Annotated in this window: 13 protein-coding genes and 1 riboswitch; of the genes, 7 read left to right on the forward strand and 6 right to left on the reverse strand. The window is 67.2% G+C overall.

All coding sequences use genetic code 11. From position 1 onward, the window contains the following. The coding region (locus tag G3N93_RS23860; protein WP_206134095.1) for an EamA family transporter at positions 1–892 on the reverse strand (892 nt) is incomplete at its 3' end. Positions 893–1,396: 504 nt separating this feature from the next. Between G3N93_RS23860 and G3N93_RS23865 the strand changes: the two genes are divergently transcribed. Further along, positions 1,397–1,750, forward strand: coding sequence for a type II toxin-antitoxin system RelE/ParE family toxin (locus G3N93_RS23865; protein ID WP_206134097.1), 354 nt, complete (start codon positions 1,397–1,399; stop codon positions 1,748–1,750). Continuing rightward, positions 1,747–2,028 (forward strand): helix-turn-helix domain-containing protein, encoded by a 282-nt coding sequence (locus G3N93_RS23870; RefSeq protein WP_174935033.1) that lies wholly within the window; start codon positions 1,747–1,749, stop codon positions 2,026–2,028. Before G3N93_RS23865 ends, G3N93_RS23870 begins: the two co-directional genes overlap by 4 nt. A gap of 82 nt (positions 2,029–2,110) precedes the next feature. Here the strand turns inward: G3N93_RS23870 and G3N93_RS23875 are convergent, their stop codons facing one another. The 3 genes from G3N93_RS23875 to G3N93_RS23885 form a co-directional block, all read right to left on the reverse strand. Then, positions 2,111–2,899: a molybdopterin-dependent oxidoreductase gene (locus G3N93_RS23875; RefSeq protein ID WP_174935034.1), complete on the reverse strand. Its 789-nt coding sequence runs from the start codon at positions 2,897–2,899 to the stop codon at positions 2,111–2,113. A 29-nt stretch (positions 2,900–2,928) separates the two neighbouring features. Further along, positions 2,929–3,561, reverse strand: a complete 633-nt coding sequence (locus tag G3N93_RS23880) for a cytochrome b/b6 domain-containing protein (protein ID WP_174987341.1) — start codon at positions 3,559–3,561, stop codon at positions 2,929–2,931. A gap of 92 nt (positions 3,562–3,653) precedes the next feature. Then, entirely contained in the window at positions 3,654–3,929 is a 276-nt protein-coding gene (locus G3N93_RS23885; protein ID WP_011351498.1) for a pentapeptide MXKDX repeat protein, read from the reverse strand. 272 nt (positions 3,930–4,201) lie between these two features. Next, positions 4,202–4,318: riboswitch (TPP riboswitch) on the forward strand. A gap of 124 nt (positions 4,319–4,442) precedes the next feature. Here G3N93_RS23885 and thiC point away from each other — a divergent pair. From thiC to G3N93_RS23910, 5 genes are all read left to right on the forward strand, one after another. Continuing rightward, positions 4,443–6,374 (forward strand): phosphomethylpyrimidine synthase ThiC, encoded by a 1,932-nt coding sequence (thiC, locus tag G3N93_RS23890; RefSeq protein ID WP_174951975.1) that lies wholly within the window; start codon positions 4,443–4,445, stop codon positions 6,372–6,374. Between the two features lie 252 nt (positions 6,375–6,626). After that, positions 6,627–6,839 (forward strand): glycine zipper 2TM domain-containing protein, encoded by a 213-nt coding sequence (locus G3N93_RS23895; RefSeq protein ID WP_011351496.1) that lies wholly within the window; start codon positions 6,627–6,629, stop codon positions 6,837–6,839. Positions 6,840–7,029: 190 nt separating this feature from the next. Then, positions 7,030–7,278 (forward strand): hypothetical protein, encoded by a 249-nt coding sequence (locus G3N93_RS23900; protein ID WP_174935040.1) that lies wholly within the window; start codon positions 7,030–7,032, stop codon positions 7,276–7,278. Positions 7,279–7,421: 143 nt separating this feature from the next. Continuing rightward, a complete protein-coding gene (locus G3N93_RS23905) occupies positions 7,422–8,348 on the forward strand; it encodes a DMT family transporter (RefSeq protein WP_011351494.1) in 927 nt (308 codons plus the stop codon). Between the two features lie 448 nt (positions 8,349–8,796). Further along, the gene (locus tag G3N93_RS23910) at positions 8,797–10,077 is read left to right on the forward strand and encodes an EAL domain-containing protein (protein WP_174945526.1); all 1,281 of its coding nucleotides are present in this window, start codon (positions 8,797–8,799) and stop codon (positions 10,075–10,077) included. Between the two features lie 57 nt (positions 10,078–10,134). Here the strand turns inward: G3N93_RS23910 and arfB are convergent, their stop codons facing one another. Continuing rightward, positions 10,135–10,539, reverse strand: a complete 405-nt coding sequence (gene arfB / locus G3N93_RS23915) for an alternative ribosome rescue aminoacyl-tRNA hydrolase ArfB (protein WP_174935044.1) — start codon at positions 10,537–10,539, stop codon at positions 10,135–10,137. Further along, positions 10,536–11,836: ATP-binding domain-containing protein (locus G3N93_RS23920; protein ID WP_206134096.1), on the reverse strand; the 1,301-nt coding region annotated here is incomplete at its 5' end. The genes arfB and G3N93_RS23920, both read right to left, overlap by 4 nt.

The raw sequence follows: 11,836 nt of genomic DNA on the forward strand, positions 1-11,836 counted from the left end.
TGCCGAGGATCGCGACGGTTGCGACCACCGTCGCCATCGTCACCGGCTCGCCCAGCAGCAGCGCACCGAGCGCAACCGCGACGATCGGGTTCACGTACATGCAGCTGCTCGCGATGATCGGGCTCGTGTGGCGGATCAGGTAGCCGTACGCGACGTACGCGGCCATCGTGCAGAACACCATCAGGTACAGGAACGCGAACACCGGCCCCACCATCACGTGCTCGATGCGTTCACCGATCAGCCAGGCAACGAGCGTCGAGATCATGCCGCCGAGGCCGATCTGCAGCGACGTCGACAGAAACAGGTCGGACGGCAGCTTGAGCCGCGTCGCGAGATGCGCGCCGCCGGCCCAGAACAGGGCGCCGGCCAGCACGCAGATCGTGCCGAGCGCCGAATTCTGCGCAGCCGCGCCGCCCGAGTTCAGCACGACGATGCCGACCATCCCGAGCGCGACGGCGCCCCACTCGCCTTTCGTGACCGGCCGCCCGGCGACCGCCGCGATCACGGTCGCGAACAGCGGCACCGTGGCCACCATCACCGCGGCCGAGCCGCTGCTGACCGAGCTGATCCCGAGCGCGATCGTGCCGGACGACAGCGCGACGAGCATCGTGCCGACGATCCCTGCATTGCGAATTTCGAGCAGCGTCGGCCATTCGGGCTTGCGCCGCAGCGCGAAGATGAACAGGCCGATCCCGCCGAGCAGGTTGCGCAGCCCCGACAGCAGCAGCGGCGGGAACGACTGCAGCGCGAAATGCAGGCCGCTGTAGGTCGAGCCCCAGACGAAATAGATGAAGACGAGCGCCAGCGCCACGCGGCCGCCGCGGCTTTGCGGCAGGCGGATCCGGAACGAGAAGCGGGCGAAGAAATCGAGGAGACGGTCGAGCGGCGTCATTGCGCAGCCTGCCCGCACGTCACGCCGCGTGCTCCGCTGAAAGACGCCGGCGATGCCGGCAAACGGCCCTGGCGGGACCGGGAAGGCAGAGCGAACGTGCGGAACGACATGGCAGTGCGAACGGCGACGAAAGAGAACCGGCAAGCGGCGGCAGAGGGACAAAAAAACGCGCGCAACCGTTTCGGCTGCGCACGCTCGGCATTATGGCATCAAGGATTCGAAAGCATCATCGGACCAGTCTGAAAGGATCACGAATGATGTTTCCGCGCGACATTTTTCGGCCGGCAGGCGGCTGAAATCGGGGGCCGGATACGCGACCCGGACGCGTTGCCGGGGTGTCAATCCGACCCGCCCTCCACGCCCATCCGTCGCGATCGAGTCGCCATCGGCCGAACGGCCAGTCCTGCACGCCGGCCAGCGCTTCCCCCTTATCGTAACGGTCGGCTCACGCGCCTCCTGCGCTGCGCGGCCCTCTTTCGAAACCCGCACCATCCATACAAAATTTTGTATAATTCAGACATTCTTCCGCCGAAGCCGGTTGTTTTCGTCGGCAGCGCGCTAGCCGATCTTCGCGGCTTTCCGTTGCCCGCGCGACGCGAAGCCGGTCACCAGATCGATCAGGTGCAACGCGGCCTGGCGCCCGACGACTGGAAGCCGATGCGTACCGTCGGCGTCGGCGTGCGGGAAATTCGCCTGCGCGATGCGAGCGGCGCGTTCCGGATCATTTACGTCGCGACATTCGCCGACGCCGTCTACGTGCTTCATTGCTTCCGGAAGCAATCGGCGCGCACGACCAGGGCCGATATCGAACTGGCCGCCCGGCGCTATTGCGCGCTGACGATGGAGAGGAAACGATGACCAACGAACGTTATTCAAGCGTCTGGGACGCAATCGAGGGCCAGCCGGCCGAAGCCGAGAACATGAAGCTGCGCTCCGAGCTGATGATCGCGCTCAAGCAGCGCATCGCACAGCTCGAGCTCAGTCAGGCCCAGGCCGCGAAACAGCTGGGTGTCACGCAGCCGCGCGTCTCCGATCTGATGCGCGGCAAGATCAACCTGTTCGGACTCGACGCGCTCGTGAACATGGCGGCGGCCGTCGGCCTGCGCGTCGACCTCCAGGTGCGCGAATCCACGTGACGCGTGACGCGTCACGGGCGATGCCGCGATGCCCGACGCATCGCGGCGCGCACATGCGCCGGGCATCGCACGCCCGGACCGCTCACGATCCGCCGAACCAGTTGTACCCCTGATCGACCCAGTAGCCACCCGGAAACGTATCGGTCACGAAGATCTCCATGATGTGCTTCGGGTTCTTGTAGCCGAGCTTGGTCGGCATCCGCAGCTTCATCGGGAAGCCGAATTCCGGCGGCAACCGATGACCGTCGTACTCGAACGCGAGCAGCGTCTGCGGATGCAGCGCGGTCGGCATGTCGATGCTCTCGTAGTAATCGTCCGCGCATTTGAAGCCGACGTACTTCGCCCGCGTATCGGCGCCGGCGCGTGCGAGAAACGCGCCGAACGGCGTGCCGCCCCAGCGGCCGATCGCGCTCCACCCTTCCACGCAGATATGCCGCGTGATCTGTTCCGCGTGCGGCAGCGCATACAGTTCGTCGAGCGTCCACACGCGCTTGCCCGTCACGCGGCCGGACAGCACGAGCCGATAGGTCGACGCATCGACGTGCGGCACGTCGTCGATCCCGTAGTACGCATTGAACGGGAACGGTCGCGTGATATCGGCTTCGGTGTAGGTCGGCGCGAGCCGCTCGCCGCTGAACAGCCAGGCCTGCACGCGGTCGTTCATGCGCGACACCTTCTCGAGGAACGTGTTGACCGACGCATCGTCCTTCAGCGTACAGCCGGTCAGCATCGTCAGGCCGCCGAGCGTCAGCACGCGCCGGTTGAACAGCCGCCGCGACGGCATCTCGAGCTCGCGGCGCACGTCGAGTTCGAGCGACTTCCGGTCGAGCGTCCAGCGCGAACCGTCGCGCTTGTATTCGGATTCCGACATGATGATTTCCTTCACCCGAAGTTGACGGGTCAGCGCCCGCGCAGCATCGCGAGCAGCGAGCGCGGCACCAGCAGCGCCATCGCGACGTGAACGACGATGAATGCGACGAGCAGCGACATCGCCCAGAAGTGCACGACACGCGCGTTGTCGTAGCCGCCGAACAATTCGCGCAGCAGCGGGAATTGCACGGATTTCCAGATCGTGAGCCCCGACAGCACCAGCACGACGAGATCGACGATCGCGGTCAGGTAGGCGGCACGCTGCACCGCGTTGTAGACGCTCAGGTCGGCGTGCGACAGCCGCCCGCCCAGCGCGGCACGGACGTCGCGCCAGATCGACGCCGGCGTGACGGGCAGCATCTTGCGCGCGAGGCGCCCCGTCGCGATCGACATCGTCAGGTAGAACAACCCGTTGAAGACGAGCAGCCACATCGCCGCGAAATGCCATTGCAGCGCGCCCCCGAGCCAGCCGCCCAGCGTGAGGCCATGTGGAAACGTGAACGGCGGATAGATCGGCGACGCGTCGTAGATGCGCCAGCCGGACAGCACCATCAGGATCGCCGCGAGCGCGTTGAGCCAGTGGCTCGCGCGCACCCACAGCGGATGGATCGGGCGCGCGGGCGGCGTGGCGGCCGCGCGGCCGGTGGCGGGAACGGTTTGCATGATGAAGACTCCCGGAATGAGTCGACGGGACGGGACGAAATGCGGGCGGCCGCCGTGCGACGCACGCGCCGGCCGCGCCGCGTCCGCCTCCGTCAGTTGGACGGCGCCATCTTGTCGCCCGACGGCTTGCCCATCTCGTCGTGCGACATCGCGTCCTTCTTCATCGCGTCTTTCTTCATTGCATGCTTCTTCATGCCGTCCTTCTTCATCGCGTCATGGCCCATTGCATCCTTGGCCATCGCGTCGTGGCCCATCGCGTCCTTCGACATCGACGAGCCCGGCTGCGACATCGCGTCGTTCTGCGCATACGCGCCCGTGGCGATCGTGGCGAAAGCGGCGACGCAAGCGGCAATCAGTACTTTTTTCATGACATCTCTCCAAAACAACATGGGTTTAAGGAGCCGAATAGACGGACGACGTCGCGGGAAATGACAGCCGCTGCGAAAATTTTTTTTGAGGTTGCGCGAAAGCGCGCCATGTTGCACCGCGTCGCCCCGGCGGGACGAGCCGTGGGGCCATGCGGCGACGACGCGCGCTGCCATTTCGACGGGCCATCGTAACGCCCGCCATGCTGCGGCCGCACCGGGGCAGCCGATCCTCTCCCGGTTGAAACCGCCGCCAAGCCAGTGTATCGTGTGCCCTGCTAACGCGGGGGTCCTGCAATGCGCCCGGTCAAACAACCGGCATTGCGGGTGAGAAATACCCTTTGAACCTGATCTGGATAATGCCAGCGCAGGGAAGCGTACGGATTTCGCCGCCATCCTTCTGACGAAATCCGCCGCCTCACCAAGCCTCGTCTCCTGCTTAGCTCGAGCCCCACATACGTCAAGGGCTCCGGGCAAGCGCCGAAGCGCCTGTCCGGCGCTCACACAGGAGATTGCATGAACGCCAATCCGAAGTTTCTGTCCGCCGACGCTCATGTCGATGCCGCGGCCGTCGCCCCGCTGCCGAATTCCCGCAAGGTTTATGTAACCGGCTCCCAGCCCGACATCCGCGTGCCGATGCGTGAAATCACGCAGGCCGACACGCCGACCGGCTTCGGCGGCGAAAAGAATCCGCCGATCTACGTGTACGACACGTCGGGCCCCTACACCGATCCGGAAGCGAAGATCGACATCCGCGCAGGCCTGGCCGCGCTGCGTCAGGGCTGGATCGAGGCACGCGGCGACACCGAAGTGCTCGGCGGCCTGTCGAGCGATTACGGCCTCGAGCGCGCGGCCGACCCGGCCACCGCCGACCTGCGGTTCCCGGGCCTGCACCGCAACCCGCGCCGCGCCCAGGCCGGCAAGAACGTCTCGCAGATGCACTACGCGCGCCAGGGCATCATCACGCCGGAAATGGAATACATCGCGATCCGCGAGAACCAGCGCCGCGCCGAGTACCTCGAGAGCCTGAAGGCCAGCGGCCCGAACGGCGCGAAGCTCGCCGCGATGATGGGCCGCCAGCACCCGGGCCAGGCGTTCGGCGCAGCGGCCTTCGGCGCGAACGCGCCGGCCGAGATCACGCCGGAATTCGTGCGCTCGGAAGTGGCGTGCGGCCGCGCGATCATCCCCGCGAACATCAACCACCCGGAATCCGAGCCGATGATCATCGGCCGCAACTTCCTCGTGAAGATCAACGCGAACATCGGCAACTCGGCCGTCACGTCGTCGATCGGCGAGGAAGTCGACAAGATGACGTGGGCGATCCGCTGGGGCGGCGACACGGTGATGGACCTGTCGACCGGCAAGCACATCCACGAAACGCGCGAGTGGATCATCCGCAACAGCCCGGTGCCGATCGGCACGGTGCCGATCTACCAGGCGCTGGAAAAGGTCAACGGCAAGGCTGAAGACCTGACCTGGGAAATCTTCCGCGACACGCTGATCGAACAGGCCGAGCAAGGCGTCGACTACTTCACGATCCACGCGGGCGTGCGCCTGCAGTACGTGCCGCTCACCGCGAACCGGATGACCGGCATCGTGTCGCGCGGCGGCTCGATCATGGCGAAGTGGTGCCTCGCGCATCACAAGGAAAGCTTCCTGTACGAACACTTCGAAGAGATCTGCGAGATCATGAAGGCGTACGACGTGAGCTTCTCGCTCGGCGACGGCCTGCGCCCCGGCTCGATCTACGACGCGAACGACGAAGCGCAGCTCGGCGAGCTGAAGACGCTCGGCGAACTCACGCAGATCGCATGGAAGCATGACGTGCAGGTGATGATCGAAGGCCCCGGCCACGTGCCGATGCAGTTGATCAAGGAGAACATGGATCTCCAGCTCGACTGGTGCAAGGAAGCGCCGTTCTACACGCTCGGGCCGCTGACCACCGACATCGCACCGGGCTATGACCACATCACGTCCGGCATCGGCGCCGCGATGATCGGCTGGTTCGGCACCGCGATGCTGTGCTACGTGACGCCGAAGGAACACCTCGGGCTGCCGAACAAGGACGACGTGAAGGAAGGCATCATCACGTACAAGCTCGCCGCGCACGCCGCCGACCTCGCGAAGGGCCATCCGGGCGCGCAGGTGCGCGACAACGCGCTGTCGAAGGCGCGCTTCGAGTTCCGCTGGGAAGACCAGTTCAACATCGGCCTCGATCCGGACAAGGCACGCGAATTCCACGACGAAACGCTGCCGAAGGATTCCGCCAAGGTCGCGCACTTCTGCTCGATGTGCGGCCCGCACTTCTGCTCGATGAAGATCACGCAGGACGTGCGCGAGTTCGCGGCGCAGCAGGGCGTGTCGGAAACCGAAGCGCTGAAGAAGGGGATGGAAGTGAAGGCGGTCGAGTTCGTCAAGACCGGCGCCGAGATCTATCACCGTCAGTAAGCAAACGCGCGGTCCGGCGATCCCCGCCGGATCGCCTTGCGCAATGCACGAAGCCCGCTTTCGAGCGGGCTTTTTTGCGCATGCCGCGTGCCTGCCGGCTGACGGGAAAACCACCCGAAACAATTCATTACGAAACCCCGCGAGCCTTAACAAGTCCTTACAGCAGCGCCGGGGGACGGCGCGTAGATTGGGTTCATGCGCGGCCGCCGGCCGGTCGCGTGTCCTCTGTTCACAACCGCAAGGACAACGATCATGAATTCGATACGGCGTATTGGGATTTGCGCGCTGCTCGTCGCGACCGTGGCCAGCCTGTCGGCCTGTGACTCGATGTCGAGACGCCAGCGCGACACGGCAATCGGTGCGGGTGTCGGCGGCGTCGCCGGCGCGGCGATCGGCGGCAGCGCGCTGTCGACGCTGGGCGGCGCAGCGGCCGGCGGCATCATCGGTAACCAGGTCGGCAAGTAAGCGGCGCGGCGCGCCGCGACAGTCAGCCAGACGGCGTTTTCGCGGTGCGGAAGCGCCGTTTTCGCATGCGGCGCCGCAACGTGCCGGCCGCCTGCGCGGAAATGATCCGTTACCGTTTTGCACACCGTGTCATCGGCGCGCGGCCTAAGCTTAAGCATCTGCCGATTGCCGGCTCCGCCGGAGAAACATCATGAACAGGACCTTCGTCGCCGCGGCGCTCGCCAGCGTGACGCTCGCCGGCTGCTACTACCCGTACGGCTATTATCCTGGCGGCTATTACACGGCTGCACCGGTGCAGCCGGCCCCCGTCTACGTCGATCCGGGCCCCGCCTATTACTATCCGGCACCGGCCTATGCACCCGCATGGGGCGGCTATTGGGGACCGGCGCTCTCGCTCAATTTCGGCTTCGGCGGACGCGGCGGCTGGCGCCATCACTGATCGGGCACGACCGCCGGCAGGCGGCCGCCCCGCGCCGGCCACCGGCGACCTTCCCGTTTCTTGCCATTTCATCGAAACGTGAAACGACGGCGAGGTAACGGGGTGTAAGATTCTTCGCATCCCGTCCCTGCCCTTCACGACCGATGTCCGCCAAGAACGCCCTTCTGCTGACCGTGCTCGCTGCCCTGTGGGGTGCGTCGTTCCTGTTTATCCGGATCGGCGTCGTCGATCTCGGCGTCGCGCCGCTGATGGCGTTGCGGGTAGGCATCGGCGCGCTGTTTCTCGCCGGCTTCGCGCTGACGCGCTTCAAGCCCGCCGATCTCGGCGCCCGGCTGCGCCGCCATGCGTGGCCATTGTTCGTCGTCGGCGCGCTGAACTCGGGCATCCCGTTCTGCCTGTTCGCGTTCGCCGAACTGACGCTGTCGGCCGGCGTGACGTCGGTGATCAACGCGACGACGCCGCTCTGGGGCGCGCTCGTGGCCTACGTATGGCTGAAGGACAAGTTGTCGCTGCCGCGCGCGCTCGGCCTCGTGATCGGTTTCGCCGGCGTGCTCACGCTCGTGTGGAACCAGATCGCGAATGCGCACGGCGAAACGGGCGCCACCGCGACCGCACTCGCCGCCGCCGCCGCCCTCGGCGCGACGCTGCTGTACGGCATCGCGGCCAACTACACGAAGCGCAAGCTGACCGGCGTCGATCCGCTCGTCAACGCAACCGGCTCCATGATCGGCTCGACCATCCTGCTGCTGCCGTTCGCGATCGCCACCTGGCCGGCCGCACCGGTCAGCGCGCACGCGTGGGGCTCGGTGCTCGCCCTCGGCGTCGCCTGCACGGGCATCGCGTATTTCATCTACTTCTACCTGATCGCTCACATCGGCCCCGCCCGCGCGATTACCGTGACCTTCGTGATCCCCGTGTTCGGGCTGCTGTGGGGCGCGCTGTTCCTCGGCGAACACGTGTCGGCCGTGATGATCGAAGGCTGTGCGATCGTGCTCGTCGGCACCGCGCTCGCCACCGGCGTGATCAAGCGGATTCCCGGAATCCGGCCGCGCAGCGGCGAAGCCACCTGACGATTCGTCCGGGTGCACGCGCCGCCCTCGGTCGGGCCGTGAAGCCTGACGTCCCGGCGCCGGCCTTTCACCGCCGCACCGTGGAGGGTGCCGCAACGCGACCGGTATTCCTCTGATGGCGGCCTCCGCTCACCGCTTGCCGGCCGCCGGGATTTCCCGCGTTACCCCGCATGCCATGCCGCCAGATTGTCATGTGCGGCGGCGACGCCCAACGCTACGCGGCGGTCATGCGCGGCGCGCATGCGGGCGGCGCCGGCCGCAGCCGCATTCCCGCGTGCGTCTGGAGTTTCCCTGATACGCGAGCGGCCGCGTTCCCGTTACACTCCGAACACTTACCCGCAGAAGGCGGTCTCGATGTCCCACGTCCTTTCGCGTCCGCCGGCGCGTGCGACTGCTTCAGCGTGGCGGCGCGCTGCCGTTCCGCCGCTCGACACCGGGCACCGTTGACATGAAGCCCGCCCGCGACCTCTCGCTCGACTCCCTGCTCGAACGTCTCACGCCGACGCCCGGCGGCTGGGTCGCCACCTATCGCACCACGACGTTACGCAGCGTGTTCCAGCCCGTGCTGTCGATCACGCACAAGCGGGTCGTCGGTTACGAAGCGCTGCTGCGCGTCGTCGATTCGAACGGTGCGTTGATCTCGCCCGCCGCGCTGTTCGAGAAGACGCGCGCCGATGCCGACGCGCTGTTGCTCGACCGGCTCGCACGCTGCCTGCATACGGCCAACTTCGTCGCGCAAGGCATCGGCGACGGCTGGCTGTTCCTGAACGTCACGCCGCGCGTGCTCGACTCGGGCCTCGTGCAGCGCGAATTCGTCGAGGCGCTGTGCCGGCATTACTCGCTGCCGCCGAACCGCATCGTGCTGGAAGTCGTCGAACAGCCCGCGCGCGACGAAGCCGCGCTCGCCCGCACGATCGACATGATCCAGCATCGCGACTTCCTGATCGCGATCGACGACTTCGGCACGGGATTCTCGAACTTCGACCGCGTGTGGCGCGCGCGACCCGACATCGTCAAGCTCGATCGCTCGCTCGTCGTACGCTCGACCGGTTCGGCCGAGGATCGCCGCATCATGCATCACCTCGTGTCGATGCTGCATCAGGCCGGTGCGATGGTGCTCGCCGAGGGCGTCGAGAGCGACGACTCGCTGCAGGCGCTGATGGAAGCCGACATCGATTTCGTGCAGGGTTTCCAGTTCGGCCAGCCCGATGCATCGATCGCCCATGCCAGCGCGGCGGCACCCGCGATGCTCGACGCCGCGTGGCAGCGCTTCATCGCGCGCCGGCACACGCCGGTCGTCGCCGAACAGCCGGGCTTCGACGCGATCGAGCGGCTCGTGCTGACCGGCGCGGCCGCGTTTTCCGCCAGCGGCAACCTGCAGGACGCCGCGCAGCGCGTGTTCGCGGTACCGGCCGCGCGCCGCGTGTTCGTCACCGACGAAACCGGCGAGCAGTTCCTGCCGTCGATCGGCGCGCGCGCCGAAGACGGTCAGGCGGGCGTCACCCGCCTTTCACCGCTGTTCCCGGAAACCCACAGCAACTGGTCGCGACGTCCGTATTTCCAGCGCGCGATCGCCGCGCCCGGACGCGTCGCGCTGATGGGCCCGCACTTCTCGCTGACGGAAGGCCGCGACTGCTATACGGCCGCCGTCGCGATCCGCGCGCAGAGCCGGCTCGTCGTGTTCTGCGTCGACTTCGTACTCGACAGCGCCGGGACCGTGATGCGCTAACCGGCGCGACGGCGGGCGACTGACGCTCGCGCCAGTCGTTCGCCCCTCATCCATTCGTCAGTCGATCACCTTCCCTCTGCCCGACTTCACCACGCTGCGACGCGACTTGTGCTCGAGCCGCCGTTCCTTCGACGCACGCGTCGGCCGGGTGGCGACCCGCGAGCGCGGCGTGAATGCAACGCCGCTGATCAACGCATCGAGTCGCGCCAGCGCGGCTTCGCGGTTCTTCTCCTGGGTGCGATATTCCTGCGACTTGATCACGACGATGCCGTCGCGCGTGATGCGCTGGTCCGACAGCGCGAGGAGCCGCTCCTTGATGACCGGCGGCAGCGACGACGCGCGGATATCGAAGCGCAGGTGGATCGCGCTCGACACCTTGTTCACGTTCTGCCCGCCCGCGCCCTGCGCGCGCACGGCCGTCCATTCGACTTCGGCCGGATCGAGCGTATAGCGGATCATCATCGCGAAGCCTCCATGCGGCGCCGGGCAAGCGCCTCGTCGACGCGTGCCGCGAGCCCCGAATCGCGCTGCGTACGCGTCGCAACCGCCTGCGCCAGCACGCGCCGCGGCCCGATCACCTGCACGCGCGTGCGAGCACGCGTGACGGCCGTATAGACGAGTTCGCGCGTCAGCACGCGGCCGAACGATGCCGGCAGCACGAGCGCGGCTTCGTCGAATTCAGAGCCCTGCGACTTGTGGACCGTCAGCGCGAACGCGGTTTCGTGCGGCGGCAGCGCGGCCGGCGACACAGCGCGCGCGGTGCCGTCCGCACGCCTGAACCACACGCGCAACACGCCGTGCGCGTCAGGCAGCGCGATGCCGATATCGCCGTTGAACAGCCCGAGCGCATAGTCGTTGCGCGTCACCATGATCGGCCGCCCCGTGAACCAGTGCGCGCCGACTGCGAGCGGTACACGCGCCGCGTGGCGCACGTGCGCGGCCACCAGCGCATTGACGTGCTCCGCACCGCGCAAGCCGCTGCGGGTCGCGCACAGGATCCGGAACCGGTTGAGCGCGTCGAACAGCGGCAGCGGATCGGGCACCGGCGCGGCCAGCGTGTCGCGCAACGCGTCGAGATAAGCACCGAAGCGCCGCGCGAGCCGCTCGACCGTCGACGCCGCGAGCGACTCGCCTGCATCGTCATGGAACGACGCGGCGGCTGAATCGTCGGCGGGCAGCGCGTCGAGTGCGGCCTGCACGTCGCCGCTGCGGATCGCGAGCGACAGCCGCCCGATCGGCGAATCGAGACCGAAGCGGTAATTGCGTTCGAGCCAGACCACGCAGTCGGCGAGCGGTGCGGGTGCGGGTGTATTGGACGCAGCGGCGGGTTCACCCGGCGGTATCGATGTGACCGACGCAAGCGCCGCGTCGCCCGCATCGAACGGCGGCAGCTCGACGGCGTCGAGCCACGCCAGTTCGTCGACCTCGATCCACGCTGGGGCCTCGCCTGCCTCACCAGGCTCACCGGTTTCGGTCGGCACCGGGCCTGCGGCCGGCAGCGGCGCTACGTCGGTCGGCGACGCTTCGTCATCCTGCGGTTCGTCATCGAAGAGCGATGCCTGTCGCTCATCGACTTTGCGTCGCGACGCCGGTTTGCGTGTAGCGGTGGCAGCGGATGCCGACGGAGGTGCCGGGGCGCGGGCGACGGCAGAAACCGGATGCGCGGCGGGAACGGCTTCGTCCTGCACCGGCAACGCCGCGACGAATGCCGCCGCGTCGATGCCGAGCGCCTGCGCGATGCGCGTGCGCGCCGCGGCGG

The sequence above is a fragment of the Burkholderia sp. Se-20378 genome (assembly GCF_017104665.1).
Lineage (GTDB): Bacteria > Pseudomonadota > Gammaproteobacteria > Burkholderiales > Burkholderiaceae > Burkholderia > Burkholderia lata.

Coding starts and splice junctions, on each gene's coding strand:
- G3N93_RS23870 (WP_174935033.1), top strand. CDS start 1,747: ATGACCAACGAACGTTATTCAAGCGTCTGGGACGCAATCGAGGGCCAG.
- G3N93_RS23875 (WP_174935034.1), bottom strand. CDS start 2,899: ATGTCGGAATCCGAATACAAGCGCGACGGTTCGCGCTGGACGCTCGAC.
- G3N93_RS23880 (WP_174987341.1), bottom strand. CDS start 3,561: ATGCAAACCGTTCCCGCCACCGGCCGCGCGGCCGCCACGCCGCCCGCG.
- G3N93_RS23885 (WP_011351498.1), bottom strand. CDS start 3,929: ATGAAAAAAGTACTGATTGCCGCTTGCGTCGCCGCTTTCGCCACGATC.
- thiC (WP_174951975.1), top strand. CDS start 4,443: ATGAACGCCAATCCGAAGTTTCTGTCCGCCGACGCTCATGTCGATGCC.
- G3N93_RS23895 (WP_011351496.1), top strand. CDS start 6,627: ATGAATTCGATACGGCGTATTGGGATTTGCGCGCTGCTCGTCGCGACC.
- G3N93_RS23900 (WP_174935040.1), top strand. CDS start 7,030: ATGAACAGGACCTTCGTCGCCGCGGCGCTCGCCAGCGTGACGCTCGCC.
- G3N93_RS23905 (WP_011351494.1), top strand. CDS start 7,422: ATGTCCGCCAAGAACGCCCTTCTGCTGACCGTGCTCGCTGCCCTGTGG.
- G3N93_RS23910 (WP_174945526.1), top strand. CDS start 8,797: ATGAAGCCCGCCCGCGACCTCTCGCTCGACTCCCTGCTCGAACGTCTC.
- arfB (WP_174935044.1), bottom strand. CDS start 10,539: ATGATGATCCGCTATACGCTCGATCCGGCCGAAGTCGAATGGACGGCC.